Origin of the sequence: uncultured Mobiluncus sp., from assembly GCF_963511525.1 — a bacterium.
In the GTDB taxonomy this organism is placed as follows: Bacteria; Actinomycetota; Actinomycetes; order Actinomycetales; family Actinomycetaceae; genus Mobiluncus.
Genome location: NZ_CAUPIY010000004.1, coordinates 66781 through 92542 on the forward strand (window position 1 = coordinate 66781; position 25762 = coordinate 92542).

General features: G+C 57.0%; 28 protein-coding genes. 1 reads left to right on the forward strand and 27 read right to left on the reverse strand.

The features are described from left to right. Positions 1-36 precede the first annotated feature (36 nt). The 27 genes from RQ935_RS04290 to RQ935_RS04420 form a co-directional block, all read right to left on the reverse strand. A complete protein-coding gene (locus RQ935_RS04290) occupies positions 37-1140 on the reverse strand; it encodes an EscU/YscU/HrcU family type III secretion system export apparatus switch protein (RefSeq protein ID WP_311497358.1) in 1104 nt (367 codons plus the stop codon). After that, a complete protein-coding gene (locus tag RQ935_RS04295; RefSeq protein WP_282920903.1) occupies positions 1137-1883 on the reverse strand; it encodes a flagellar biosynthetic protein FliR in 747 nt (248 codons plus the stop codon). Before RQ935_RS04295 ends, RQ935_RS04290 begins: the two co-directional genes overlap by 4 nt. Positions 1884-1897: 14 nt before the next feature. Further along, positions 1898-2170, reverse strand: a complete 273-nt coding sequence (locus RQ935_RS04300; protein WP_295027914.1) for a flagellar biosynthetic protein FliQ — start codon at positions 2168-2170, stop codon at positions 1898-1900. Then, on the reverse strand, positions 2167-3420 hold the full coding sequence (gene fliP / locus RQ935_RS04305; RefSeq protein ID WP_311497359.1) for a flagellar type III secretion system pore protein FliP: 1254 nt from the start codon (positions 3418-3420) through the stop codon (positions 2167-2169). The genes RQ935_RS04300 and fliP overlap by 4 nt, the downstream gene beginning before the upstream one ends. Next, a complete protein-coding gene (locus tag RQ935_RS04310; RefSeq protein WP_311497360.1) occupies positions 3413-4372 on the reverse strand; it encodes a flagellar biosynthetic protein FliO in 960 nt (319 codons plus the stop codon). Before RQ935_RS04310 ends, fliP begins: the two co-directional genes overlap by 8 nt. A gap of 29 nt (positions 4373-4401) precedes the next feature. Continuing rightward, positions 4402-5151: a flagellar motor switch protein FliN gene (gene fliN / locus RQ935_RS04315; RefSeq protein ID WP_295027917.1), complete on the reverse strand. Its 750-nt coding sequence runs from the start codon at positions 5149-5151 to the stop codon at positions 4402-4404. Continuing rightward, the gene (locus tag RQ935_RS04320) at positions 5148-6068 is read right to left on the reverse strand and encodes a flagellar motor switch protein FliM (protein ID WP_295027919.1); all 921 of its coding nucleotides are present in this window, start codon (positions 6066-6068) and stop codon (positions 5148-5150) included. Before RQ935_RS04320 ends, fliN begins: the two co-directional genes overlap by 4 nt. 105 nt (positions 6069-6173) lie before the next feature. Continuing rightward, on the reverse strand, positions 6174-6767 hold the full coding sequence (locus tag RQ935_RS04325) for a flagellar basal body-associated FliL family protein (protein WP_282920897.1): 594 nt from the start codon (positions 6765-6767) through the stop codon (positions 6174-6176). Between the two features lie 204 nt (positions 6768-6971). Further along, positions 6972-7910 carry a flagellar motor protein MotB gene (locus RQ935_RS04330; protein ID WP_298634106.1) on the reverse strand — a complete coding sequence of 313 codons (939 nt, stop codon included), beginning with the start codon at positions 7908-7910 and terminating at the stop codon, positions 6972-6974. Positions 7911-7967: 57 nt separating this feature from the next. Then, a complete protein-coding gene (locus RQ935_RS04335; RefSeq protein WP_311497361.1) occupies positions 7968-8738 on the reverse strand; it encodes a MotA/TolQ/ExbB proton channel family protein in 771 nt (256 codons plus the stop codon). A gap of 2 nt (positions 8739-8740) precedes the next feature. Further along, a complete protein-coding gene (locus RQ935_RS04340) occupies positions 8741-9013 on the reverse strand; it encodes a flagellar FlbD family protein (protein ID WP_311497362.1) in 273 nt (90 codons plus the stop codon). A gap of 125 nt (positions 9014-9138) precedes the next feature. Then, positions 9139-10584, reverse strand: a complete 1446-nt coding sequence (locus tag RQ935_RS04345) for a flagellar hook protein FlgE (protein WP_311497363.1) — start codon at positions 10582-10584, stop codon at positions 9139-9141. A gap of 17 nt (positions 10585-10601) precedes the next feature. Further along, entirely contained in the window at positions 10602-11363 is a 762-nt protein-coding gene (locus tag RQ935_RS04350) for a flagellar hook capping FlgD N-terminal domain-containing protein (protein ID WP_311497364.1), read from the reverse strand. 16 nt (positions 11364-11379) lie between these two features. Beyond that, positions 11380-12858, reverse strand: coding sequence for a flagellar hook-length control protein FliK (locus RQ935_RS04355; RefSeq protein ID WP_311497365.1), 1479 nt, complete (start codon positions 12856-12858; stop codon positions 11380-11382). 1 nt (position 12859) lies between these two features. After that, positions 12860-14059: a C40 family peptidase gene (locus RQ935_RS04360; RefSeq protein ID WP_311497366.1), complete on the reverse strand. Its 1200-nt coding sequence runs from the start codon at positions 14057-14059 to the stop codon at positions 12860-12862. Then, the gene (locus RQ935_RS04365; RefSeq protein WP_311497367.1) at positions 14056-14595 is read right to left on the reverse strand and encodes a flagellar FliJ family protein; all 540 of its coding nucleotides are present in this window, start codon (positions 14593-14595) and stop codon (positions 14056-14058) included. Before RQ935_RS04365 ends, RQ935_RS04360 begins: the two co-directional genes overlap by 4 nt. Before the next feature lie 12 nt (positions 14596-14607). Further along, on the reverse strand, positions 14608-15942 hold the full coding sequence (locus tag RQ935_RS04370; RefSeq protein WP_311497368.1) for a FliI/YscN family ATPase: 1335 nt from the start codon (positions 15940-15942) through the stop codon (positions 14608-14610). Next, positions 15939-16643, reverse strand: a complete 705-nt coding sequence (locus RQ935_RS04375) for a FliH/SctL family protein (protein ID WP_311497369.1) — start codon at positions 16641-16643, stop codon at positions 15939-15941. Before RQ935_RS04375 ends, RQ935_RS04370 begins: the two co-directional genes overlap by 4 nt. Next, complete coding sequence (fliG, locus tag RQ935_RS04380; RefSeq protein WP_311497370.1) at positions 16633-17658, reverse strand: flagellar motor switch protein FliG; 1026 nt, start codon at positions 17656-17658, stop codon at positions 16633-16635. Before fliG ends, RQ935_RS04375 begins: the two co-directional genes overlap by 11 nt. A 2-nt stretch (positions 17659-17660) precedes the next feature. Beyond that, positions 17661-19271, reverse strand: a complete 1611-nt coding sequence (fliF, locus tag RQ935_RS04385; protein ID WP_311497371.1) for a flagellar basal-body MS-ring/collar protein FliF — start codon at positions 19269-19271, stop codon at positions 17661-17663. Further along, positions 19271-19702 (reverse strand): flagellar hook-basal body complex protein FliE, encoded by a 432-nt coding sequence (locus RQ935_RS04390; RefSeq protein ID WP_311497372.1) that lies wholly within the window; start codon positions 19700-19702, stop codon positions 19271-19273. Before RQ935_RS04390 ends, fliF begins: the two co-directional genes overlap by 1 nt. A 7-nt stretch (positions 19703-19709) precedes the next feature. After that, entirely contained in the window at positions 19710-20108 is a 399-nt protein-coding gene (gene flgC, locus RQ935_RS04395) for a flagellar basal body rod protein FlgC (RefSeq protein ID WP_308535803.1), read from the reverse strand. Continuing rightward, positions 20105-20452: a flagellar basal body rod protein FlgB gene (gene flgB, locus RQ935_RS04400; RefSeq protein WP_297723197.1), complete on the reverse strand. Its 348-nt coding sequence runs from the start codon at positions 20450-20452 to the stop codon at positions 20105-20107. Before flgB ends, flgC begins: the two co-directional genes overlap by 4 nt. Before the next feature lie 777 nt (positions 20453-21229). Further along, positions 21230-21538, reverse strand: coding sequence for a hypothetical protein (locus RQ935_RS04405; RefSeq protein ID WP_311497373.1), 309 nt, complete (start codon positions 21536-21538; stop codon positions 21230-21232). Beyond that, positions 21528-21977, reverse strand: a complete 450-nt coding sequence (gene fliS / locus RQ935_RS04410; protein ID WP_308535801.1) for a flagellar export chaperone FliS — start codon at positions 21975-21977, stop codon at positions 21528-21530. Before fliS ends, RQ935_RS04405 begins: the two co-directional genes overlap by 11 nt. A gap of 118 nt (positions 21978-22095) precedes the next feature. Beyond that, the gene (gene fliD, locus RQ935_RS04415) at positions 22096-23661 is read right to left on the reverse strand and encodes a flagellar filament capping protein FliD (RefSeq protein ID WP_311497374.1); all 1566 of its coding nucleotides are present in this window, start codon (positions 23659-23661) and stop codon (positions 22096-22098) included. A gap of 134 nt (positions 23662-23795) precedes the next feature. Next, entirely contained in the window at positions 23796-25097 is a 1302-nt protein-coding gene (locus tag RQ935_RS04420; RefSeq protein ID WP_311497375.1) for a sigma-70 family RNA polymerase sigma factor, read from the reverse strand. Between the two features lie 179 nt (positions 25098-25276). Between RQ935_RS04420 and RQ935_RS04425 the strand changes: the two genes are divergently transcribed. Beyond that, positions 25277-25762: a flagellar protein FlgN gene (locus tag RQ935_RS04425; protein ID WP_311497376.1), complete on the forward strand. Its 486-nt coding sequence runs from the start codon at positions 25277-25279 to the stop codon at positions 25760-25762.

The window sequence follows — 25762 nt, forward strand, 5'->3', positions numbered from 1 at the left end:
TAGGTTTTCCGACTTTTTAGGGGCAAAACTGGTTCGTCAGGAGTCCTTCCCAAAGAGGTAAGAGGGCATCTTGTGAACCCCGCCGCGAGTCCCGCGCTTTTTCAGAATCAGCACGAACGCCAAAACCTGGGCGACCGCGGTATACAGCTCCTCGGGAATCGCCGCCCCGACCTCGACCGTGGAATACAGAGTCCGCGCCAGCGAAACGTCCTCTACCTGGGGAATCTTTGAATCCTGGGCGACTTCACGAATCCGCGAAGCAATATGGTCCACCCCTTTCGCCAGGACTTTCGGGGCGCCCTGACCCGCTTCGTACTTGAGAGCAACAGCGTAGTGGGTCGGGTTTACCACCACTACGTCAGCGTTAGCGGCGTCGGCAATCATCCGGTTGCGGCTCATGGCGATGGCACGAGAGCGGCGCTGGGACTTAATCAACGGGTCGCCTTCGTCCTGTTTGTATTCTTCCTTGATTTCCTGCTTGGACATCTTGGTCTGTTTCTGGTTCTTTTTAAAGATAAACAGAGCGTCCAGCACGGAGACCGCGATGCCGGCGATAACCGAAGCCCAGATGAGCAGCCACATCTTGCCCTGACCGTAGGCAATCAAATCCCACAGCGAGATATGTCCGGCCGCTCCCATTATCTCGGTGACCCCGGAAATGACCACGTACAACACGATGCCCACGGCGATGGTCTTAAGCAGAGCCTTCAAACCGTTCCACAGGGGCTGGATGCCGACCACTTTCTTAAAGCCCTTGACAATGTTCAGGTTTTGCAGTTTGGGCTTCAAGTGTTTGGCGGAAGGGAACACGCCTTTACCTTGGATAATGTTCACCATTACGGCGACCAGCAAAATGGCCAGCATGAACGGCAGCAGAGTCCACACAATCGTGCTCAATGAAGAGGCCAGGAAACCCACGATTTCTTGCTTAGAGGGAACCTCTTTCAGGGTCACCGCCGTCAAAGTCTGATGACGAGCCTTTTGGAACGCCGTATCCATCATGAACGGAAGCAAGGCTGCCCCGGCGGCCAAGGAAATCCACCCGGTCAGATCCTGGGACTTTTGCAGGCCACCTTCCTCACGAACTTTTTTCAGATGCCGCGGGGTGGCCTTTTCAGTCTTTTCGCCGGAATCGCTCACATGAACACCCCCTGGAAACTCACCATGACCTTGTCCATCAGTTTCTCAACGACCTGAGGAATGACCACCATAATCAGGGGGGCGGTGAACGCGGTCATCATAATCTTTAGCGGGAAGCCCAAGGTAAAGGCGTTCATGGCCGGCGCAACCTTGGTCAACAGACCCAGACCCATGTCGGTGAGGAACAGCACCAGCAGCAGCGGCCCGGCAATCTCTATGGAGGCGATCATCAGTTCACCGAAACGAAACACCAGACGGTCGGCGTAGTTGGCCATATCAAAGACCGCGCCGACCGGCATGGCGTTAAAAGAGCGCGCCAGTCCCATTATCAGCAGCTGGTAGCCGTTGGTAGCAAAAAGCATGGCCATGGCCGTCAGTTCGTAGACCCGCCCGAAAGTCGCCTGGTTCGTCATGGTCAGCGGGTCGAAGGCCTGGGCCATCGCAAAGCCGCCTTCAAAGTCAATGAGCGAACCGGCCATCTGGAGTGCCGCGATGATGATGCGCACCATGACCGCCATAGAAAAGCCGATGAGGGCTTGAATCAGCAGCTCAAATAGGAATACGTCCGATTGCTCTATCGGCCCGACCCGGCTCATGCAAGCGAACCCCAAAGCGGCCCCCAACAGTGCTTTTACTCGGCCAGAGATGGCACGGCTATTAAAAGGCGGGCACAGCGCCAGGAAAACGGTAGCGCGCACGGTGGCCAGGGCAAAAGCGGTAAAGAGAGCGAGATTGATGGTCATTGCCCCACCTCGCCTTAAGAATTCAGCAGGGCTGGAATCCGCGCCATCATGTCTTGGGTGGTGGTGACCAGGGTTTGCAGCATCCAGTAGCCCGAAATATACAGGGCAATCCCCACCGCAACGGTCTTGGGGACGAAAGTCAGCGTGACTTCCTGGATTTGGGTGATGGACTGGAACAGCGAAATGAGAAAGCCCACGACCAGGGAGGTAATCAAAATGGGTGCCGCCAGCTTGGCCCCCATCAACATGGCGGTCAACGCGAGGTCCAAAACTGCGGAGGAGTTCATCGGTACGTTCCTATCAAGGTCTTGGTCAACAAGCCCCAACCGTCAACCATGACAAATAGCAAAACCTTGAAAGGCATAGAAACCATCACTGGAGGAAGCATCATCATACCCATACTCATCAGGGCGGCGCCCACGACCAGGTCAATGACCAGGAAGGGGATGAACACCACGAACCCGATGATGAAGGCGGAACGGACTTCGGAAATCATGAACGCCGGCACCAGGGTGGTGAAGGGGGTTTCCTCCAGGCTGGGCGGATTAGGGCGGTCCGCGGCTCGGGTCATCAGGGCGATGTCCTCCTCGCGGGTCAGCGGTCCCATGAACTCGCGCACCGGCTTTTCCGAGAGTTTCAGCATATCCTGCACTTGAATCTTGCCGTCCATATAAGGCTGCACAGCGTCTTGCCAGATAGACGTGATGGTGGGGCTCATGATGAACAGGGATAGGAATATCGCCAAACCGGAGATGACCTGGGTCGGAGGAATCTGATTCAGCCCCATCGCATTGCGCGCCATCGCCAAGACGATGAAAATCTTGGTGAAGGACGTCATCATCAACAGCAGTGACGGCGCCACTGAAAGCACGGTAATCAGCAGGAACACCAGGACGGCAGTGGAGGGCGCTTTATCCCAGCCGTTGACGTTCAGTTGAATGCCGGGTTTTTCTGGATTGACCGGGGCGTTCGGGTCATTGGGGCCGATGATGTCTCCCGGATTCGTTAACGGGTCGGGTTGCCCAGGTTGGATTACATTTGCAGAGCTCACAAGGGCGGATTGTCCTGGTTGACTGAGCGCGGGGGCTGCCGACTGGCTCACGGTTGACGCGGCCGGGGCGACCGCAGGGTCGGCTGAAGCGTGGGGCATGGAAAAATTGATGGCAAAAACTGCCACGACAGCCAGGAACCAAGCCAGCTGCAGGCGCAGACGAGCCACGCGCTGCTCCGGGCTCAGCTCGCGATGTTTCAGGCCGAATCCGAAGCGAGAGCCGCGGGCGCGTTCGCGTTTTTCCCGTTCCAGGCTGGCGGCATCGACAGGGCTTCGCCCGGAACCGATGGTGTCCGCGCCGAAATCGGGGGGCAAGGTGAACGTGACACCCAGGCGTTCCCAGTGAGCGGCGCTGGTGCGGTACTGGTCGCGCACGACCTGACGGAAGGCAGCTTGGCGCCGCGCTTGGCGCGCCTGGCGCTCCCGCGCATAGGCTTGAAACTCCGCCACCGAAGCGGCGTGTTGGGTCAGCAACAGGTCACTCATGCGGACTCACCGCCGAAGTCTGCGATGCAGCGGCAGGAAAAGATTTGTCTGCCGGCTTTTTGTCGCTCGCCGTGGGTTTCGTAGGCGCTGTTTTCGTGGGGACGAGCTGACCGTCCGCGGCAGGTTTCTGTGGTCCCTTGGCCCCGAATTCGGCGGCAATCTGAGAGGCTAGAGCATCCATCTGTTCCTCAGTAACCTGCGACTTCGGCTTGGCTTTGGCCGCGGCAAGGGCGGCTGGCGTTGCGGGCCTGGCCTGCACGGCAGTACGGCTTGGCGTGACGGAACGAGTCTCGGTAGACTTCGGGCTCGCCGACTGCGGCGAGGGGCGCGAGCCCCGCTCGGCACGTTTCGTGGCGCGAGCCAACAGCTCCCCAAAAGGCCGGGACACCGGCTGATTAGCCCGCTCCTGAAAAGCCTCGGCGGCAGCGCTCAGTTCCGCGGACATTTCCTCCGTGTCATAAATCTCGGCGATGGGAGTGACGGAGGAATCCCCCGCGCCCACCAGGAACATTCGCCCGCCAATCTCGATGAGGGCGACTTGGGAAACCCGAGACAGCTGCAGTCGAGACACCAAACGCAAGCCCGGACCCTCGTAATCACCGAGGTTAGTGCGCTTGAACCAACGCCACAGCAGCCACATCAGCAGGAACACCACCACGATTCCCACGATGAAGCGCAGGAATATCATCATGGGGTTCTCGGCAGGTTGACCGGTCAACGGCACGTCCGGGGTGAGCGTATCGGAGGCAGGGGAACTCGGCGGGGTACCCTTTGCGGGTGTAGTCGGAGGGGAAGCTGGAGTGGAGCCGACCAGCTTCGTGTTGCCGGTCGGGCTGGGACTGGCCGGGTCTGAGGTTTCGGAAGCGCTCAGAGCCGCGGCAAGGTTATTGAGGTGAACGTAACCGAGCGTTGTCCACGCCACACCGGTCTGTAAGACGCCCAGTAAGCTCACCGCTCACCCCTTTTCGACTGATCCATTCACTAGGACTGGCTCTGATTCTGTTGATCGGCCAGAGACACAATCTCCGTAATACGAATACCGTATTCTTCGTCAACCACGACAATCTCACCGCGAGCAATGAGGCGGCCATTCACCATGACGTCAGCGGCTGAACCGGCGGAACGATCCAACTCGATAACGGAGCCGGGGGACAAATCCAGCACGTCATGCACCGCTAACTTGGTGCGCCCGATTTCCGCCGTCAAAGTCATCTCGACGTCATAGAGCAGTTTCATCGACTCGGCGCGCTGCTCGGGAGTGGCAGTGGCCTGAGTGACCGGACCTTCGGGAGTCTCCTGGGCTTTGTCCTCGGCGGCGGTTTCCTGGACCGGCGCAGGACGCACCGCTAACCAGCCCTGCACCGTGCCGTCAGCCTCCAAGGTGGCCTTAATCCAGTCTTCGCTGTCCAGCAGGTCGTCTACGGTTCCCTCGGTGGTGTTTTCCATGACCCCGGTCCCCAGGGCAGAAGTAGCCGCTTCCAAAGCCGGCAACAACGCCTGGGTCTGGGTCATCCCCTCCGCGCCCTCCAAGGCTTCCGCAATAATCGAGGAGGCGACCAAGCACACCTGCAGAGATTCTTCGGCGGATAGAGTCGTGACCACTGCGGGAGAATCAGCACCCGGCATCGGGTCGCCTGGCTCCCATGAGGATGCGGTAAGCTCAGTGGTCGAGGGTAGTAGTGGTATGACCGCCTGGGCAGCATCCAGAACCTGATTCGGGGTCACGCTCATTTCTTTTCTCCTTTGTTAACCGAAACCACCATCGCCGCTAAACGCGACCCGGAAGTTCCTGCAGCCGTTTCTGCCAAAATCAAATCCCCAACCACCATATCCAATGGACGAGAGGTCGGGTGGATTAAAGGTAAGGTATCGCCGATAGCCAGGCCATCGAGTTCACGCGGATTGACCTTCCGGGGAGTGAAACGCACCGCCACCTCAACCGGCACGTCTTCGATAGAATCCACCAGGAGCTGACGCACCGCGGCGGCTTCCGCTTTTTGCTGTTCGGTACGAGTGTCATGGACATCGCCCTGATGAATCGCGTCCGTAATCATCGACACCGGCATCATGATGGAGCAGTCATCCTGGTGTTCCCCGGCGGTCAGTGTAATCGGAGCAAACAGCACCGGAGTGGAACCGTCCACGACCTGCACAAACTGAGGAGCATACTCGATGGTGCGGAATTGGCTACCCAGCGGCAGCATCGATTGGAAAGCCACATCGAGGTCAGAAAGCACCCGCTTGAGGAAGTCAATCAGGACCGAAACCTCGACCTCGGTCAGTTCCCGGTCAGGAGTCGATTCCACATCTCCGGTTCCACCCAGCAAGTGATCGACCCAAGCCAGAGCGGTTTGGCGAGGGAATTGCAGAACTCCCTTGTTGCGCCCCCCTTGGAAATCAATAATCACCATCAGAGTCTGGGTCGGCAGGGTCTTAATGTAATCGTCATAAGACCGCATGGACAAATCCCCGACTTCACCGGTTATCACCACGTGCAGGCGTCCTACCAGCTGGTTGACCCAGTGCCGGGTAAAGGCTTCCAGAGCCATCTCCATAATGCGCGCGTACTCACGCGGGAGCTTCATCGGTTTACTAAAGTCGTAAACTCTCGCATCTACGTCAGTCTGAACGGTACTTGTCTTTGCCATCGTTTTCCATTTTATCCAGGTAAACCGTTAGAGTTTGGGGTTTTCCTGCGTTGTTAGAAAGAATTGCCTTCAGTTGCGGGTGTTCCCCGCCAGCAAGTTTGAGCTTTACTGGTAGGCAAAAGTGGTGAACTGGACAGTCACCACGTGTCCGTTATAAGGCGGAATCGGGCTCTTGTTCAGCTCGGCGGTATATTTCTTTTGCAGCTCCTGCATCGCGCCGGGCTTGTCCAAATCCTCTTTCTTCATGCCTTTGAACAGCCGCAAAGCCGCATCGCGAGCGGGGGACGGATCGATGTCCGAGCTACCCTCGCCCTCCGGCTTAATCTCTTCATCAAAGTAAATCGTGGCCGCAAACGACATGAATCCATCATCGAGGTTGATACTCAGCGGCTCCCCAGTCGACACCGACTGCTTGCCCATCACCAAAGCCTTAGTGGTCTCTGCGGGTTTCGGGGATTCCTTTTCCCCGTCTCCTCCCCCGATGACACCGAGCAACTTCAGCGCCAGGAACACGCCCACCGCTAATACGGCCAGAATCACTACAATCAGGACGACGAGCAGAATCTTTTTCGCGCCGCCCTTCTTGCCCGGCTCCGCTCCCGCCGGAGGCGCGGTTGGGGGCATAGCCGGTTTAGCGGCTGCCGGGACCGGTCTTGCGGCGGTGCCTCCCGCTGGTTTCGCTCCAACACCGACTGGCATATTTCCTCCCTTAGGTCCGGACCAGCATGGCCGGTTCCGGTGTGTGTTTAGAATCGGACCGCGTCAGAGACTTTGCAATTGACCTGCACCGGGACGATTCGTATTATCCTTTTCCTACGTTACCTGTAAAGTCCTGTTCTCGGGGCGGCTTGACCCCGAAAATCTAGCTTTTTCGATGTCATCGTTCGATGAAACCCGCCCAGCCTAGTTTTCGTCGCCCGTAGCGCCTGCCTCACCCGCGGTGCCTTCCGGCGGCGGGGGTGCTAGGGACGGGGCAATATTGGGGGGCGGCGGGGCGATGTTGGCATTTGTCCCACCCGCAAGCTGTTTCGCAGCATCGGGCAGTAAGGCGCGGACGGAATCTTTTGCGGTTGACATAATGACAATATCCACACGCCTGTTGAAAGCCCAAGCATCCTGACCGTCTGTAGCCTCAGTCTGGTGATCAGCTCCATACGAAATCGTTCGCAGTTTCGCCCCCGGCACTCCACCGTCCTTTAGCGCAATCAGCACCTCAATGGCACGAGCTGAAGCCAGGTGGTAGTTAGAGGGGAATCTCGCGTTAGCGATTGGTTGCGGATCGGCATAGCCTTCGATGGCAATGCTTTCTTCCAGGGACGCCAAAACCGGGGTCACCGCACCGAGTACCTCACGAGCGGTGGGCTGAATCGTCGCCTCTCCAGTTTTAAAGTAGGTGTCGTTGGCAACCATGCCCAACACCAGGCCCTTGTCGGTGATGCGCATCGCCAAGGCGCCTTCCTTGCCAGCCGCTTTCAACTGTTCTTCAACCTGTTTCTTGATGGAGTTCAGGTGACTGGCTTCCCGCATAGCCTGCATACGTTCAGGCTGAGATTGAGGATTTTGGTTCAGGTTACCCATCAGACTGCCCAGCTGCACCGCCGAGGTGGAACCGGCCAAAATTCCCAGTCCCCCATCGGTTTGCAGTGGATTGGCAATCTGAATGGTGGCGTTGAAACCGGCCGCCAGGGACGTGCGCAGCTTGGCCAATTTGCCCTGATCAACCTGAGAAATCGCGTACAGCACCAGGAACAGGCACATCATGACGGTAATCATGTCCAGATAGGATACTGCCCAACGCTCGGTGTTGTCAGGTTCCGGACATTCATGCTTACGCTTTGCCATACAAGTTCCTCCTCTCGGTGTTTGCGGACAAGTCGTTTCCCTAACGACTGGTCAGGCCTAGGCCGCTTTTTCGGCCTTTAGCTGGTTCGGCGGAATCAAGGAACGCAGACGTTCGCCAACCTGACGCGGGTTCGCTCCGGACTGCAGACTGATGAGCCCTTCCATGACGATTTCCATCCGAGCCAACTCCAGATTGGAGATTCTCTGCATACGGGAGGAAATCGGCAGCCAAATCATGTTCGCACTGAGCAGACCCCACAGGGTAGCCACGAAAGCCGAAGCAATCAACGGACCCAAAGTCTCGGGCTCGGACAGCTGTGTCAACACGTGCACCAGGGAAATGACGGTACCGATAATGCCGATAGTCGGGGCATAGCCGCCAGCTTGCTTAAAGAATCCGTAAGCGGTTTTATCTGACTGCTTGCGAGCCTCAATCTTATCTGTCAACATGGAGCGCAAATCTTCCGGATCCATCCCGTCGATGGCGGCCATAAGCCCCTCACGCATGAACGGATCCTCAATGCCTTTCGCGGCGTCTTCCAAAGCCAACAAACCTTCGCGGCGAGCCTTTTCAGACAGGGACACAATCGTGTCAATCGCGTCGGTAGCATCGGGAACCTTGGCGGTAAAGGCTTTCGGAACCTGACCAAAAGCAAAGAGGAAGTCTCTCATGGTAAAAGACGCCATCGTTGCCAGGATAGTCCCACCGAACACCAGAATCATCGGAGGGGGCAACAGGATGCTCGTAATCTCGGCACCCTCCATGTACAGCATGGCGACCACTGCCGAGAGCGCGCCAACGATACCAACTATTGATGCGGGATCCATACTCAGTCCTCCGAATCTTGCTGAATGTTCACCACGGTCAGCCTCGCCGCGGGAGCCGAAGTCCGGGAATCTTCTTGGATGAGTTCCTCCACCCGAGCCAGCAGGCGGGCGCGGTCCTCACGAATCAGTTCGATGACTTCGGTCACGGTTTGGGAAACCACGTAGCGAGTTGCGTCCACCATGACGATAATCGTGTCAGGCGTGGACTCGACGCGCTCAATCAGGTCAGGATTCAGGACAAAGTCCGACCCGCCCAAGCGTGTCAACGCAATCATGGTTCCTCCTCTACGCGGCTTTCCTTAACTTCGGTGCCTTTTCTGAAATTGAAAGGCTTTTAGGGATTTTCCAAGGAATTTCTCGGGATTTTTCACCCCGTGTTCAGTCCCGGTTTACCCCTGGTTTAGCGCTTCATGTTCACAAGCTCCTGCAGGATCTCGTCCGAGGTCGTAATGACACGGCTGTTTGCCTGGAAACCGCGCTGGGACAGAATCAGGTTCGTGAACTCGGCGGCTAGGTCGACGTTCGACATTTCGATAGCGCCGCCCGTCATGGAGCCGCGCGTACCGCTGCCGGCTTCTCCAATCTGGGGCTGCCCGGAGTTACCGGATTCCACGAAGTACGAGCTGCCGGCCTTCTCCAAGCCCAGCGGGTTGGAGAAGGAAGCCACAGCGACCTTCGCTAGAGCTCGGGTATCCCCATTCGAGAACGTGCCACGAATGGTGCCGTCCGCTTCGATGGAAAACCCGGTCATAGTCCCGGCAGCGTTACCGTCAATAGTGTCGTGAGCTGCACTGTTGACCCCGGCGTAACCTGTAAGTGCCGAGAGGTCAAGAGTGGTTTTATCCTTAGCAACTGTTCCCTCTGCAACCGAAACCTTTTTCGTGTTGGGATCTATGTTCACCTGTTGAATCTGGAACTGCAACCCTTTTAGTGCAGCTTTTGACGCTTCATCCAAAGTACCGTCCGGTTGGAAATCAATTGTCAAGGAACCGTCAGCTATCTTGCCCTTTGCATTGGCATTCTTCGTGGCACCTTTTGCATCAGCGTACGGGACATCAGTACCTTCAAGGTCGATACGTGCGCCTCCGTCTTTTAGGGCCTTGTCTTGCTCGGTTGGTTTGCCATCAAGAGCCTTGTAGGCATCCGCATCGTAAGCCGTGAGTTTCCATTTGGGAGCCACTCCCGGCGCCGCGTGATCCGGACGGCTAAACTTTAACAGGACGTTATGAGGATTGCCTTTATCGTCAAAAACCCGCACAATTTCGGTTTTGATAAATGCATCACCCGCTTCATTCTTGACTTGGTCGGCCGGCAGGTTGCCCGTGTAAGTGATTTTCTTGGTGGGGTTGGCTTTGAAGGTGGAAGTCAGCGGTAGCGTAATGTTCTTTGTGGCCCCCGCAGATTCGACCTTGCCCTTTTCGTCCGCAATCCAGCCCTGCACGAACGAGCCGTCCGCAGCCACCAGTTGACCTTGAGCGTCCAAACCGAAAGAGCCGTTACGGGTGTACACGCTGGTGCCGTTGCTCTTCTTCAGGACATAGAACCCGTCACCATTAATCATGGTATCCAGGTTACGGCCCGTCATCTGGGCCGCGCCGCCGGTGAAGTTTTGGGTAATGGACTGGAGCTTCACGCCCAAACCGACCTGCGAGGGGTTCATACCGCCGCGCTCGTTCAGTCGGGGTGCCGCCCCGGAACGCACCAGCTGGCTGAACGTGTCCTCGAAACGAGTGGACGCGCTCTTGAACCCGGTGGTGTTGACGTTAGCAATGTTGTTGGAAGTGACATCGAGCATGGTCTGGTGGACACTCAAGCCCGAGATGCCGGTAAACAGTGAACGTAACATTTTCTTTTTCCTTTGCTCTATGAAGCCGCGGGGGCTGGAGTGTTGTTTCCTTGATTAGTGGTCTGTGTAGCCGGAGCGGGAGTGGCTCCCGACTGGCTCGGAGTGGTTCCAGAGGCAGTTCCCGAAGCTGCCGGCGTGTTCTTGGGTTCGGTGGCCGCGCCTGTCTTTTTGCCCTCCTGCACGGCATCCTTAATAGCCTTATCCAAAGGCGTGTTGTCAGTCGGGTCGGCGATACCGAGGATGTCGCTCATCTCGACCTTTTGGTCGCCGATGTGCGCCAGCACCTTGCCATCAGCCAGGAACTCGACAGCTTCAATCTTGCCGGCGGTAGTTACGGCGTTGCCCTCCGGGTCAACGGCGTCATACACGGCGGTCTTGCCGACCATGGTCGTACCTTGGGCGCGCTGCTGAGCCTCAAAAGACTTCTTGGAAGCCTCGGTCATCTGAATCATCTGTTCCATGTTCGTCATGGTCGAGGTCTGTTCCAGCAGCTTCGCGGTATCCATCGGCTCGGTCGGATCCTGGTACTTCAACGTTGCCAGCAGCAACTTCATGAAGTCGTCCTTGCCCAGCTTGCCGGGGTTTTCCTTCGTTTCGGCCGCCTTGTCAGTTTTTTGTCCCTGATTCATTTTCTTAAGGAACAGGGCTTCTTTTTCCGCCTGGCTCATTTCCTTGGTGGTGGCGAGGGTTTTTGCTTCCTCTTTTGCCTTGGCGTTCGCCCCGATTGTGTAGTTATCCACAATCGGATTAGCACCGGCGCTTACTGCATCGACTGGCATTATCTTCTCCTCACAATCACGCGAACATATCCACCGAACCGTCAGTGCCGTCCTTCAGGACGTCACCCACCTTCGGCTGGGTCACGATGTCCTCTGGTTCAGTTTCGGATCCATCCGTTCCCGCTGCGCCTGCCTGGCCAGCCTGACCGGTTCCCCTCTCGGAAGAACCGGTTCCCGCTCCCGTGAACTGGGCAAACTCTTGAGCGTTTTCCGCCAAATCCAAATCCGCCTGCAACCCGGTGGATGCCAGGTCGCGGCGCAAGTCACTCAGGGCTTGGCGCAGCTGCTCGCGCGCCGCCTCCGAAGCCCCCAACAGCTGCAGGTGCACCGTGCCGTCAGCGTGGAAGTTCGCCGCGACCCGCACCGGACCGAAAGTCTCGGGGTTGATAGCTAACTTCAACTGGTGCTGACCCTGACCCAGAACTTTCAACCGCGACAGCTGGTGTTGCATCTGGTCAAAGAGCTGTTGACTCAGGTTCGGGGCATAAGTCGGCGCGGCTTGGGCCACCGGGTTCGGGGTGGACACAGCGGGAGCCGCCGCCGGCGCAGCGGAAGCCACGGGGGTGGTCTGGGCAGAAGTGCCAGACACACCGCTCACCGCGGAGGTATTCGCGCTGGAAACGGTCGTGGCGGAAGTATTCGCACTGTTCCCAGCTGTTTGCCCAGCCGCCGCTAGGGCTTCTGCCAAAATCGCTGGCGTCTCAATCGCTTCGGGTGCCACCGGCACTGCCATCTCAGGTCTTGCCGGGAGGGGCGACGGAGCTTTACCGGATTTCAGCTGGGCGGCGATGTCTGCCCCGTCTATCGATTTTTCTGCCTGCGACGTCTCAACCAAGGCAGCGTGTGACTCCGGGGTGTCCGGGGTCGTCCCAGGCTGCTGAGCCAAAGCCGGTTTCACAGTCTCAGGTGCCGCATCTGGCGTTTCCACAATCTGCGCGCCCACGTCCGTCCCGGTTTGCTGGGCAATCACGGCACTTGCGGCGGTGTCCGCAGCGGGGACAGTTTCCGCAGTCTGTTCAGCATCAGTCGAGGTGGTTGCGTCATTAGCCGGCTCATCAGTTGGTTTCGCTTTATCAGCGGGATCCTTTGCTTGGCTCTGATCCTTCGCCTCAACTTTTTCGGGACGCTCGGGACGATCCGAACGCTCCGGTCGTTCCGGGGATTCCGGGCGTTCCGGGCGTTCGGGACGCTGGGGCTTGTCGGCCCGAACATTATTCGGTTTACCAGCGGCATCACGACGGCTACTGGACGGACGCACCGATACCCCCGGTTCGGGAGCCCCGACGCGAGACGGCTTTGGTGCAGCAGGGCGGGAATCACGAGCCGGGTCGGGATAGTTTTCCCTTCCGCGCACCGCGCCTTCAACGGGAGTGCGAGCCTCGGTCGCCAACGAACTCATGAGCGACTCAAAAGCCGTGGTGTCGGCTGCTTTCGCGCCCTGCGAAGCCATTTGGGCGGCAATCGCAGCTGCATTCGTGTTCTTAATATCAATCATGTCACACCCCCAAAGATGAACGTAAGGCGCCCAACGCACTCAAGGAAGACGCGGTATTACTCAAGCTCGCGTTAGCTCCCATCGTGCCTGACTTACCGGCCAAAGCCCCCAAGCCACCGGCCGCGTTAGAACCATACAGCGAGGATCCACCCAAGAACTGGCTGAGCAACGTCGAGCTGTAAGAGTTATTTGAGTTGGCCGTACCCAGCAGGGATGCCAGCGGATTAGCACCGGCGGTACCCGCACCAGCTCCTGATAAGGCTCCCACCAGTGCGGCAGCCAGGTCTGTGGAGGCATTGCCCGGGTTCGCCGCGCCACGGTTGGCCACACCGGGAGCCGTATTATTAGCCGTATTGTTTTGAGCCAAAGCCGCATTACCCAAGGCTCCCAGCAAGCTCACCAAACCTGCCGCCACGGCATTCGCCGACGGTGCTACAGCACTGCCGTTGTCTTGGAAAGCTGCGTTCGCGGTTACCCCGGTCGGGGCGGTAGTCTTGTCGGATTCTTCCACGGGCGGGGTGACGCGGGAAGAAGCCTTTGTGGTATCGGGAGCCGAAGCCGCGTTTACAGCCGGAGTGGGTGCCCCCGGAGCATCCCCCGCGGAGCGCATGACGCGACGAATGGTCACAATCGGACCCAAGTCAGAAACGTTGGCTTCCGTCACGTTCTTGCCCGGACGCGGAGCGTGAATCGCCTTGCCGTTGCCAATATAAACCGCCACGTGCCCGGAGTTGCGCAGAATCAGCAAGTCGCCGGGTTTGGCATTCTTGATGCCGTCAACTTCCACGCCGGAGTGCTGCTGATCGTAGGTGACTCGCGGCAGCGTCACCCCGACTTCCCGCGCGGCAGTCTGGACCAAACCGGAACAGTCCAAACCGGTCTTCGGGTTGGTGCCGCCCCACACGTAAGGCACCCCGATGTAGGACCGAACCTTTTCCACGAAAGCTTCAGCAGTCCCGGGGGCTCCCTGGATTTGCCCTTTACCGGAAGTACGGGTGGGAGTGGCCTTGTTGGCAGCGGAAATTTGGCTGGCCAGTTTGGTGCTGAAGTCTCCCGTGGCCTCGGAATTCTTAGAAGTTTTAGACGCAGAATTCGCCGCCCCGCTCTCGGTCACAGAGACCGGTGGACGGCCGTTATTATTCAACGAGTTAATCATGTCTTGAATTGCACTAATTCTCGACTGGACACTAGCCAGGCTCACAATTGACCTCCCTCGGCAAAAGCCGGATTTCGCTGACCGGTCGAGCCCGTCACAGACTCACTCGGTAGCGTTTCCCTCTTCGTGCGAACACGCGGTTCCGCACCGGTTTTGCCTTCCGTGGCACTGCCAGTGTTGCCCATGTGAGATGCGAGCTCATCAAGAACAACCTGTTCCTTATGCAAATCATCGGCAATAACTTCTTCAGCATGACGATTTTCAAGCTTTTCTAAGGTTGCGGTGAGGCGTCGAGCCCCCTGCCATTCATCCTGACGCTGATCCACCACCGCTTGCGCGTACTCTTTTCGAGCAATACCCTCTTGAATCTGCATCATCGCCGCGTTACGCATCGCCGCAGCTACAGCCAGGTTTGTAGCCCCGGAAGTCTGCATGGAACCGAGCCGAGCCCGGGCCGAAGTCAGCTGCTGGTCAGCGTGGTTTAAGTCCGCGTGAGCCGAGGCGAGACGACCGGCCGCCTGATCCTCTTGGAGCTGGCGTAAATTGAGTAAACCCTGAAGACGGAACGCGCGATCTACCATTTACTCCACCCCCTACGCCGCTTCCTCAGACTTGAAAGCCTGATAGAGATCAAACAGTTGTGACCAAGCCGTGTCGAATTCGACCTTTTCGTCGGTCTTTTGAGTCAGGAACGCCTCGATGTCAGCATCGTATTTCACAGCCGTATCCACTTCGGGGTTCGTGCCGGCCTGATAAGCCCCCACATCTAGCAGGTCCTGGACCGAGCGTTTCGCCCCCATAATCTGACGCAGGGCAGTGGCGGCTTCCTTTTGTTCCCGCGTCGTAACTTTGGAAGCCACCCGGGAAATGGAACCCAGAGCGTCGATAGCCGGATAGTGGCCGGCCACCGCCAGTTTCCGGTCCAGCACCACGTGCCCATCCAGGATAGAACGCGCCTGGTCAGCAATAGGTTCGTTGTGGTCGTCGCCATCCACCAGCACCGTGTAGATGCCGGTCACGGACCCGACGGCACCCGAACCGGCCCGTTCCAGCAATTGCGCCATCATCGAGAAGGTTGAGGGTGGGTAGCCGCGCGTGGCGGGCGGTTCGCCTACGGACAGGCCGATTTCGCGCTGCGCCATACAGGTACGGGTCAGGGAATCCATCATCAGCAGGACGTGGCGGCCCGCGTCTCGGTAGTATTCGGCGACGCGGGTAGCGGTGAAAGCAGCGCGTTTGCGCAGCATTGGGGACTCATCCGATGTCGCCACCACCACAACCGAACGGGACAGGCCCTCCTCGCCCAAGTCATCTTCCAAAAACTCACGAACCTCACGTCCGCGCTCACCCACCAGGGCAATGACACAAACTTCTGCGTTCGTACCCCGCGCAATCATCGACATCAAAGTCGACTTACCGACCCCGGAACCGGCAAACAAACCAATGCGCTGACCCCGCCCCAAGGTCACCAGCGTGTCCAGGACACGCACTCCCATCGCGACGGGCATATCAATCCGGGCACGTTCCAAAGCATTGGGAGCCGCCCCGTGAATCGGCACGCGGTCAGCCGCATAGATCGGACCCTTGCCGTCAAGCGGACGGCCGGCGGCGTCAATAACCCGACCCAGCAAAGCCGGACCGACCGGAACTGTGGCCGGTAAACCGGTACCGCGAACGGGAGAACCAATCCGCAAACCGTCAAGATTGTCCAGAGGCATACACGAGGCAATACCCGCGTCCAGCGCCACCACTTCGGCGGGCACTCCCGGATCGTCACCGACCAGCACGACTTCACCAACAGAGCATTGCAAGCCGCGTACCTGCACAGACAGGCCCACAACGGATTCCACCTCACCGACCCGTTGGGGGCGTGAGGCGTTCAGCAAACTCACAAAAGATGGTAAAGTGGCCAGCTCCAAGATGCTCACTCCTCGGCTGCTTGGGCGGACACCAGAGCCTCTCGAGCACGCCGCACAGCCGAAGTCAGCCGGGCATCCAGCAAACCCTCCGGCATGTAAGCCACCGCGTCGCCCGGATCCAGTTCCGAATCGGGAACCAGCTGTACCGGGCAATCCACGCCCAAGCTGGTCAGCGTAGCCACATCCTGTGGGTTCATATTCACTTTCACAATGTCTTTCGGATCGTTCATCGACAAAGCCCGCTTTAACGCCGCCTTGGCGCGAGTCGGTTCGTCGGACAGTTCCGCCCCTATCAGGGCTTCGGCCAAATCGACAGCCGCTTCCATCAGCGCAGCTTTCATCTCTTCGATGACCAGGGCGTCCCGGGAGGAAACCGCATCGGCGATAGCCTGAATTTCATCCATCGCGTCGACATAAGCCTCGGTGCGGGCTTCCTCAGCCAGACGTGCGTCCTCGTTTATGATGTTGCGTTCCTGTTCAGCCTCACGCGACGCCCGTTTTTGACCGGCCGCCCATCCGGAGGAAAACCCTTTGGCGTATCCGAAAGCCTGGGTGGATTTGTCGTCGCCCTTGGCTTGATTGGATGCACCCGCCAAACGGAACGCGCCGGCAGAGTTTGCCCCGGAAGCGGTGGACAAAGCCACCGGGTTGGGCGCGCCGCCGCGTCGCTGATTTTCCTTGACCTCCAAGAGGTCCTGATCAAGCCACATATTCGTCTTCCTCCTCGCGGCGGATGACAATCTGGCCGGATTCCTCCATCTTGCGGATCAGCTGGACAATTTCGGAGCGAGCCTCCTGTACCTGGCTCATGCGCACGCTGCCCAGCATGTCGATTTCTTCCATAACGTTCTGACGAGCACGCTCGGAGAGGTTCTTCATCAGGCGAGAACGCAAATCTTCGTTCGTGCCCTTCAGAGCCATCGCCAAGCGAGCCCCATCGACCTGACGCAGCACCAGCTGAATGCCCCGATCTTCGAGCATAACGATGTCTTCAAAGACGAACATGCGGGAACGGACTTCATCAGCCAAGTCCTCGTCACGTTCTTCCAGTCCGGTCAGAATCATCTTTTCAGTGCCCGGATCAGCCCGGTTGATGATGTCGACCAGCGGTTCGACACCGCCGATAGCTTGCATCTCTTCAGAGTTAATGACCTGCTCAGCCTTCTTTTGCAGGGATTCGGCGACCAAGGTCACCATTTCGGGGTTAGCCCGTTCCATCTGGGCAATCCGTACCGCCACATCGCCTTGGAGTTTCGGTCCCAAACCGGCCATGACGCGCGCGGCATGATCCGGACGCAGGTGCGCCAGCACCAGGGCAATCGTCTGGGGATGTTCCGAAGAAACCAACGTCACGATTTCACGCGGGTCGGCGGACTTCAGGAAATCGAACGGCTGGCCCTGCATGCCCTGCATCAGGCGTTCCATAATTTCCTCGGCCTTTTCCCGACCGAAGGTCTGTTCCAAAACTTTCTGGGCGTAGTCCAGACCGCCGTGACCCAGCTGCAAACTGGCCGACGCTATCGAATTTTCATAGAACTCATCAATGACATCAGCGGTGATTTCGCGGGGTACGTTAGTCATCCGCAGAATCTCGGCTGACAAAGCCTCGACTTCATCATCATTCATTTCGCTCATGACGCGAGCGGCACGGTCCTTGCCAATCTGAATCAGCAGCAAGGCGGCTTTCTGCAGCCCGCTCAGAGTAAGCGCTTGTGACACTACCATGATTAGTGACCTCCCATCCAGGAACGCAGCTGCTCAGCGACCAGTTGCGGCTTGTCGAGAGCCAGTTCGGCAATCTCTTCACGCTTGGCTTCCAGCTTGAGCAGGATTGGATCCGGTTCAGGCTCGGGCTCCGGCTCGGGCTCCGGCTCGGGCTCCGGAATCGTGGCCGCCTCAATCTCGAGAGCTTCATCTTCCGGAGCGCTCAAGGTGTAAGGATCGGGCAGCTGATCCAACTCGCCGAGGTCCAAAGCCTCGCGTTCACGAGCCTTAGCCCGTTTCTTGGCCACCGCCGCGATGATAATCAAAAGCAGGATAATCAATCCGGCGATAACCGCCTGACGAATCAGGGAGGCGGTCTTGGCTGCGGCTTCCGCAGCAGCTTCATCCGCCGCCGCCTTTTCGGCCGCTTTCTTGGCCGTGTCATCAAACGGGGAACGCGAGATATTCACAACGTCTCCGGCTGCCGCATCAATACCGGTTGCGGCCGCCACCATGTCACGCACCTGAGCCATGTCCAAGCGCCGGGCGGTCTCTTGATTCACCACGACCGACACGGACTTGCGCAGTGCCGCTCCCGGTCCACGAGTCGATTGGGTCACCTCTTCGTTGACGGCGTTGTTCTGCACGTTTTGGGTATTGGTGTAATTGCCCCCGTTGTTACCGTTCACCTCGTAGGGGTTGCCGATGTTATCCGGGCCCAGCACGCCGACGACGGTGGCTCCGCCGCCGCTGTACTGCTCGGCCGCATTTGAGGCAGACAGTTGCTTAACCCCGCCCTCCGGATCGGTATAGATACGCGTCGTTTTCACTTGATTATCTTGCGATAAGTCAACTTGCGCCGAGACGCGGGCATTGCCCACCCCAACCAGTGGCTCCACGACCGCCAAAGCCTTGGCGACCAGACTCTTTTCCATCTCCGAAGCCGCGGCCGTACCGCCTTCTACCTTGTCAGAAAGACTGTTACCCAGCGTATCGACCACGGTCACTCCCGACTTATCCAGGTTCGGCACGGAAGCGGAAACCATATTAATAATCGCCTGCACCGTGTCATTGGTAACGTCTTTGCGATTCTTCGGGGTGATAGTCACAGAAGCGGTGGTGGCAACCGGTTTCTTCGGGTCGGCAAACACGGTTTCCTGGGGAATGGCCAGGGCGACCGTGGACTTTTCGATTTCGTCCATCGTGTCAATCGTTTTGGCCAGCTCGCCTTCCAGGGCGCGTTTCTTTGCCATCTGCTGTTGGAAGTCCGAAGCCGCTACGCCCAAGTTGTCCAAAACGGCGTAACCGGAAGTGGGCTGGGCGGGCAGGTCGGCGGCTGCCAAGCTCATCCGGGCGCTTTGCACATCTTTGGCCGGCACCTTCACCACACCATTGTCGGCGACTTGATATTTGATGCCTTGCGAATCAAGCTGTTCAGTTACGGCGGCTTGATCTTTATCCGTTAAACCGGTGTACAGGGTGGTGTAATCGGGACTCGCCACCCAAGAGTAAAGCACCACGCCACCCAAGATGAGCACGGCTACCCCGATGATTGACAGGGTCTTTTGGCCTAATGAAAACTGGCCGACGGTGCTTTTGACTTTATCTACTGCGTTTACGATGACCGGTGGCATTATGCTTGCATCCTCATAATCTCGTTGAACATATCAACTGCCTTATTCCGAATGGTAGAGGTCAGTTCCATGGTCAGCTGGGATTCTGCGGCTGCAATAGTGTATTGGTGGACATCATTGAGTTGCCCGGTTAGGGCCTGCACACCCAGCTTCTTGGCGGTACTCTCACGTTGCTGCATGTTATACACCGCATCGGCAAAGACATTGCCGAAAGAGGTTTCCGCGACGTCGCGGACGTCTGCACCCAACGGAGTTAGACCGGTGCCAGTCGGGGCGACGTGCGTGGCATTGGTGCCCAGACGCGACGGACCGGCTTGGGTGGCTGCGGAACGTGAGAACCCAAGGGATTGTACGAAGTTATTGGTCAGCTGCTGGGTTCCGGTCAAGGAACTGGTCAGTTGGCTACCAATACCGTCTACAGAGTAAGGCATGGCTTACTTACCTCCCGATTTGCAATGCTGATTCGTAAGTGGACTTTGCACGGTCCACCACGGCAGCGTTCGCTTGGTAAGCCCTTTGCGCCATAATCAACTGGGTCATCTGTGATCCCAAGTCAATATCAGGGTGGCGGACATACCCTTCTTCATTCGCATTGGGATCGCGGGGGTCGTACACGATCCGTCCATCGGTGCCACCGAGCGCAATGCCCGTGACCATCGTTCCTGCTGGACGCCCATAGTCAACAGCCTGAGCCACGACGTAGCGAGCCCGGAAGGCCTCTTCGTTCATGGGCTTGGTGGTGTTGATGTTGGCGATGTTATCCGAGATGCAGTCCAACCATTTACGGTTGACTGTCATGCCGGTTCCAGCGATACCGATTGCTCCAAACGTGGTCATGATGTCGTCCTCATGGCCGAGCGAATGTTGGTATATTCCCCACTGATTGCTTGGGTAGCCAGCTGGAAGCGAAGAACCGTATCCACACTCGAGATGGTCTCAGTGTCCAGATTGACATTGTTACCATCGATACGAGTGGGCTCCAAGGAGCGTGCAGTGGCGATATGCGTGGTGGCAGGGTGTCCGAACTCAACGGCGCGAGCCAGTTCATTTTCGAACGAAACCTTGCCGGCTAAGAATCCCGGCGTCTGAATATTGGCAATGTTATCGGCGATGACTCGCTGACGCATTGACAATCCATCCAGCGCGGTTCGCATTGCTACGTAACCAACAGAATCAAACATGACGACCTCACATGTTTTCTCGCTGGATCATTCCCTCGATCCTCATTCCGCGTAACTTCCTGCTGCGGTTCAGTGCTTTTCGCGCTGACATATCCAGTATCGGCAGTTCCCAAGCAATTGTCGAGGAGATTTAATTATTGTGTTTGGAGTTCATGAGAAGTTCCTGCAAACCTCACTATTTTTACATTAAGTAGGTTTTTGTTAGTACAAATGCCCGAACTATAGTCCCAGGTGAGGATGGCTTCTGAGAGGTTACACAGCTGTAACTTACAGTATTCTCAGCTATTAAATTTTACCACGTTGTAAGCTTTCAAACCGGTAGCTTTCGTTCATCTTAGGAGCCATTTTTAATAATGTTGAGAAATATTTTTTCAGGCTTCTCTCAGTTTATGATGTGGCATTTTCTGCTTGATTTCGTCCCGCGATTGCCTGATTCCCTTCTGTTTCGAGAATATTCAAAAGGTTCCCCCCTGGGGCAGTTCTGACACGAACACTTTAAGGGTGGTAACTTTCTGAAGTCTGGCTGGAAGTTATACTAAGCTTTCCCGGGGACGCAGAAATTGTCAGTGTGTAGGTTTCTTTGCGAGAAAAATCGTGTAGTGTTCATAGCCCGAACTCTAACAGGACTAATGTCCTATTTGTGATGTTGGTCACACTATCTGAATTGTTCGCATTTATACAGCAGTTTCGCCGCTTTTTTGCCCAAATATTAAGACAACTTCCAGGAAAAGTCATTTTCCTGGAAGTTCCCCGTGAACACAAACAGCAGTTCAGTATCTAACCCTGAACATCCAAATAAACCGGTTTCGGATCGGTTTTCTGACTTGACCGTTGGCGCAAACGATCTCTTTCCTCACGGTTATTATCCATTGCAACCATGATACGCGCCTGTACGTCCTGCAACTCGCTTTGCAATTTCAGGGCCTGATTACGCAGTTGCGATGGCAAAGCACTCACAGTTGGCGGCTGCCACACGATTTCTTCCGGAATCTGACCTGCACTAAGCTGCCGGCGTGCTTCCAGAACCTGCTGATGGATTTTTTCTAACTCAGCGGACCACTGTGCCACATCTTGACTATCCGACACCCAAATCACCCTTAGAGTTACGCTTGACACCCGCTGAATTCGACTGATTCCCCGCAGTTTTTGCATCGTTGGCTTCCATTTGCGCGGCCGCCTGTTTCCACGCGTCCGCCAGCGGCTCAAACAGCTCCCGAATCTCTTGGGCTTTATCGGCATCGCCCTGCACGTTGGCGTTGACCAGTTCTTTCATGGCATACACATACAGAGCCATCAAGCCCTCAGCGCCGTCCCACACATCCATCCGCAGGGACGACATCAACTCGGCGATGATGTCCTGAGCATGAGTGAGATTTTTATGCGCTTCAACCCGGTTCTGACCGCGCAGGGCTTTCTCAGCCCGTCCAATATCAAGCAACAGTCGGTCATAAAGCATTGTAAGCAGCCTCGCGGGAGAAGCTGTCGCAATAGAGTCTTGTTGGAACCGGTTAATTGCGGTTTGCATAGTTTCCCTCCGTAAAAATCACTACCCACTACTACAATACTTCGGCTGGGTCACTAATACAGTGAACCCAGCCGAAATACCACAAAATCTGCGTGAAGAATCTTCAGTCTGTCAAAAACTATCTCGGCAGCCCGGCCAACTGAGAAGTCAGCCAAGCCTGCTGCTGACTGAAGCCGGCCAGCAAGGTCTCCAACCGAGAGTACTGCTGCTTCAAAGATGCCTCCTTGCGCACCATACGCTCCGTAAAGTCGCTAATCCGAGACTCGACGTAGCTCTTCTCGTCGTCGTTGGACTTGATAACACTCGTCAGCATTCCCGTGCTCGAATCGGAAATGTTGCTGCCGAAATCCCCAAGTTTTTCGGCAAAAGCAGACACAACTTTTTCCGTCCTGGTCGGGTCAGACTCCATCATGGCCTGGAACTTAGACTCGTCAAACTCCACTTTCAAACCATCAGAGGTGTTCTTCAGGACAATCCCGAAGTCCTCCGCAGAATAGGTTTGAGCATTCCCCGCAGCATCCTTAATCGTGATTCCAGAGGAGAGCATATCCCCTAGCTCGGACTGCACTTGGCGACCAATCGAGTTTGATAGGACACCCGGAGCCTTCCACGTAGACTTTCTTCCGTCTTCATCAGTTCGGGTTTGCTCCACCGACTTCATGCCTTTGGCCAAAGTCCCCAGAATCTTGTTCACGTCTCCGACGAGAGACTTCACCTTGCTGGTTGCTTCGGACTGGTCGGCCACGACATCAATCTTGACGCCCTTGGTCAGGTATCCGGGGTAGACACTGGTTCCGTCCGCCTTGGTTTCCGCCTTCACACCAGAAATATCCACCGTGACCTTATCCATCAACTCAATCTGGTTGGAGGAATATTGGTGGTCCTCACCGTAGAGGGAGATAACCGCATCACTGGACGCCCGGCGCACCGTGCCGTTATAAGAGGTAATCCCCGAAGTGGCGAAACGTAGCGCTGTCGTATCCTCAAAGGCGTAAGACACCGATTGAGAAGCCGCGTCGGGAGTGGTGGTCTTAGGGGTGACGGATAGACCCTTCGTCACGTCCCCGGCAAAAATCTTGAAGTCTCCAGCCTCGGCGCCAGTTTCCTTGCCGGTGACCTGCAATACATACTGGGCTTGTCCGTTGCTGTCGCTGACGCGCACCACCGTGGCAGCCACGCCGGAATCCTTCACGGAGTTAATTGCCTGGGCAATATCCTGCATAGAGTTGGAAGCCGGAGTAATGTTCGTGACCTTATTCCCCACCATAATGGAGAATGAGCCGCCCTGGCCGATTGCATTGGTAAGCTCGGTGAGCTGATTGCTGTCAAAGGTAACCTGCTTGGACTGAGCCAGGGACTTGATGTCGAACTCCACCGACCCCACGGCCGCGCCAGCCTTGGTGCTGACACTGACCATTTCGCTAGAGGAAGAGCCCTTCACTGCACCCCAGACAGCCGAGGCGTCAAGGCTTTTATCGAACTTGCTTTCCTTGCCGTAAACCGTCCAAGCATTCTTCGTCAAGGCTGCCAGCTGTGTGTTCAAATCCCGGAATGCCTTAGTGCGGGATTCAAGCTGGACTTTCTTGGTCTGCAGACCCTTACCGGCCTGCCATTCCAGAGCCATTAGCTTCTGGACAATTCCCTCGGTATTGAAACCGCCAATACCGCTTATACCCATACCCATGATTTCTCCTTCCATGGAATAAAAGGTGTTATCCCATCCTGAGATAACGCCGAGGCACAGAACACCGACAGGTGTCCCGCTGACACTACCTCACGCTTAATTGTCGGCCATTAACTCTGAAAATTAAGGAGAAATTATTTTTTTCGTCGATTCCGGCGTGCTTCCGCCCGCATATTCTGCTGTCGAATCGACAATCCTCCCAGGTAAGAGGTGGTTGGCGGGGTCGGTGGTTTTTCTTCTTCCGCCGTGAGTTCCACTTCGGGTTCCCCACCACGAGATCGGACTTTGTCTTTACTTTTAGGTTTCTGAGCTTCTTCGGCGGCGCGCTTGGCTTCCTGCTCCGCTTCGATACGGGCCTTCGCCTGCGCCGTGCCACGGGCGTGACCAGCCAGGAAACTCTTGGTCGAAGTACCCGACGAATCTTCGGTGGAGGACTCCCCCTCCTTTTCCTTACGGCGAGACGACCCCGCAGTCCCGCCGGACGAAACTTGTGACAACGAATCACGCAGAGACGACGAACGGGGACGAGTCGCCCCGGAAGAATCCCGCGGGCGACTCCGCGCTGACGAGGAGTCAGGGGGTGGAATCAGCGTGTCCTCTATCTCCAGGTCCACGTCTGAATCTGCGCGCAGCATCTCATCAGCGTGATCTTCAATCTTTTGGAAGTAGTTCTCGCGGCGTTTCTTAACGATGCCGGTGACTTCTTCGTTTTCTTCCGCGGCCGTTTCGGGATCGAGGTGGCGGTTCATCCCCTCGCGCATCAGGGTGAGCGCCTCTGAACGTAGCTGGGACACCCGCGACTGGGTAACACCCAGCTCATCGGCGACATCTTGAATCGGACGTTCCTCGAAAAATACCTGTTCCACCACGTAGCGCAGGCGCTGGGGCAGAGCCCGCACCGCCGCGCGCAGATACACCAGGCGCTCATCGTCCAGCAGCGTATCCTCCGGGGAGGGGCTTTCATCAGGCACTTCCAGGGTCCGCTCGTCGTCTTTGCCGGCGGGCGCATCCATCGAAATGACACGGCGGGCGGCGTCTTGCTGGGCGGACTCCACCGTCTCTACGTCCACTCCCAAGGCCGAAGCGAGTTCCTCTTTCGTGGGGGCGCGTCCCGCGGCAGCGGTGAGGGTAGAGGTCATTTCTTCCAGTTGCTTGGTGCGTTGGCGGGCCCCGCGCGTCGCCCAGTCCATAGAACGCAGCTCGTCCAGCATGGCCCCGCGAATCCGGTAAATTGCGTAGCGATGAAAGGGCACCCCGGTTGATGGATCGTAAGAATTAGCAGCTTGCACCAGAGCCAAAGAACCCGCCGAAGCGAGGTCTTCACGCTGCACAAAAGACGGGACACGGCGCAGCAACTCCGCCACTTGGTAACCAACCAAGGGGAGGTTTTTTTCAATTAGTTCGTTGCGGTTCACTTCGCCGAGTGAAGCCTCCACCGTGTCTCTCCTCAGAAAAAATCGCAGGTGCAGTCCAAATCAGTTTACCTTTTATACCCTTTAATTAGCGGTAGATTACTGAGGAATCGTCAGGATTGAGAGATTGGCAATTTTACGTGTAAGTTTAGCTAAAGACCGGTCAAGCATTGACGATTGTGCTGACTGAGGAGGAGGACGCTATGTCATTGGACGCATTATCACGCCAGCTGTGGAAACAACGCGAAACTCTGGAGGTCATGCTGTTCAAGCTGGAGGAAGAACGTTTGATTACTTCCACGGCCTCGTCCCGGTGGCTGCCGCGCGCCACCCGTGAGCTGGAAGCCGTCATTGCGCAGGCCCAAACGATGGAACTGGAACGCTCTATGGAATCTGAAGCCGTGGCGGTCGACTTGGGACTGCCGCCCGAGGCCTCCCTGAAAGAAATCGCCGAGGCGGCCGACGAACCGTGGAAGACCCTGCTGAACCAGCACCGCGAAGCCCTCATCTCCCTGACTTCTGAAATCGCCGATATGTCCCAGGCGAACCAGGAAGTCCTGGCCTCCCTGCAGCGCGCCACCCAGGAAACCCTGATGAGCATGCAGGGCGCGGAAGAAGTTTATGGTGAGGACGGGGGAATCCACGCCTCTGGAACAGGCGAATCCACCATGCTTGACACCTCAATGTAA

What these genes read in the sequence shown, in the direction of transcription:
- fliP (WP_311497359.1), bottom strand. Translation starts at nt 3,420, where the DNA reads ATGAGTGACCTGTTGCTGACCCAACACGCCGCTTCGGTGGCGGAGTTT.
- flgB (WP_297723197.1), bottom strand. Translation starts at nt 20,452, where the DNA reads ATGTTTGATTCTGTTGGTTACGTAGCAATGCGAACCGCGCTGGATGGA.
- fliN (WP_295027917.1), bottom strand. Translation starts at nt 5,151, where the DNA reads ATGAGCGTGACCCCGAATCAGGTTCTGGATGCTGCCCAGGCGGTCATA.
- RQ935_RS04335 (WP_311497361.1), bottom strand. Translation starts at nt 8,738, where the DNA reads ATGGATCCCGCATCAATAGTTGGTATCGTTGGCGCGCTCTCGGCAGTG.
- RQ935_RS04365 (WP_311497367.1), bottom strand. Translation starts at nt 14,595, where the DNA reads ATGGTAGATCGCGCGTTCCGTCTTCAGGGTTTACTCAATTTACGCCAG.
- RQ935_RS04425 (WP_311497376.1), top strand. Translation starts at nt 25,277, where the DNA reads ATGTCATTGGACGCATTATCACGCCAGCTGTGGAAACAACGCGAAACT.
- flgC (WP_308535803.1), bottom strand. Translation starts at nt 20,108, where the DNA reads ATGACCACGTTTGGAGCAATCGGTATCGCTGGAACCGGCATGACAGTC.
- RQ935_RS04325 (WP_282920897.1), bottom strand. Translation starts at nt 6,767, where the DNA reads ATGCCAGTCGGTGTTGGAGCGAAACCAGCGGGAGGCACCGCCGCAAGA.
- RQ935_RS04375 (WP_311497369.1), bottom strand. Translation starts at nt 16,643, where the DNA reads ATGTGGCTTGATCAGGACCTCTTGGAGGTCAAGGAAAATCAGCGACGC.
- RQ935_RS04295 (WP_282920903.1), bottom strand. Translation starts at nt 1,883, where the DNA reads ATGACCATCAATCTCGCTCTCTTTACCGCTTTTGCCCTGGCCACCGTG.
- RQ935_RS04330 (WP_298634106.1), bottom strand. Translation starts at nt 7,910, where the DNA reads ATGGCAAAGCGTAAGCATGAATGTCCGGAACCTGACAACACCGAGCGT.
- RQ935_RS04390 (WP_311497372.1), bottom strand. Translation starts at nt 19,702, where the DNA reads ATGCCTTACTCTGTAGACGGTATTGGTAGCCAACTGACCAGTTCCTTG.
- RQ935_RS04355 (WP_311497365.1), bottom strand. Translation starts at nt 12,858, where the DNA reads ATGATTGATATTAAGAACACGAATGCAGCTGCGATTGCCGCCCAAATG.
- RQ935_RS04345 (WP_311497363.1), bottom strand. Translation starts at nt 10,584, where the DNA reads ATGTTACGTTCACTGTTTACCGGCATCTCGGGCTTGAGTGTCCACCAG.
- fliS (WP_308535801.1), bottom strand. Translation starts at nt 21,977, where the DNA reads ATGCAAACCGCAATTAACCGGTTCCAACAAGACTCTATTGCGACAGCT.
- fliG (WP_311497370.1), bottom strand. Translation starts at nt 17,658, where the DNA reads ATGGTAGTGTCACAAGCGCTTACTCTGAGCGGGCTGCAGAAAGCCGCC.
- fliF (WP_311497371.1), bottom strand. Translation starts at nt 19,271, where the DNA reads ATGCCACCGGTCATCGTAAACGCAGTAGATAAAGTCAAAAGCACCGTC.
- RQ935_RS04300 (WP_295027914.1), bottom strand. Translation starts at nt 2,170, where the DNA reads ATGAACTCCTCCGCAGTTTTGGACCTCGCGTTGACCGCCATGTTGATG.
- RQ935_RS04350 (WP_311497364.1), bottom strand. Translation starts at nt 11,363, where the DNA reads ATGCCAGTCGATGCAGTAAGCGCCGGTGCTAATCCGATTGTGGATAAC.
- RQ935_RS04340 (WP_311497362.1), bottom strand. Translation starts at nt 9,013, where the DNA reads ATGATTGCGTTGACACGCTTGGGCGGGTCGGACTTTGTCCTGAATCCT.
- fliD (WP_311497374.1), bottom strand. Translation starts at nt 23,661, where the DNA reads ATGGGTATGGGTATAAGCGGTATTGGCGGTTTCAATACCGAGGGAATT.
- RQ935_RS04320 (WP_295027919.1), bottom strand. Translation starts at nt 6,068, where the DNA reads ATGGCAAAGACAAGTACCGTTCAGACTGACGTAGATGCGAGAGTTTAC.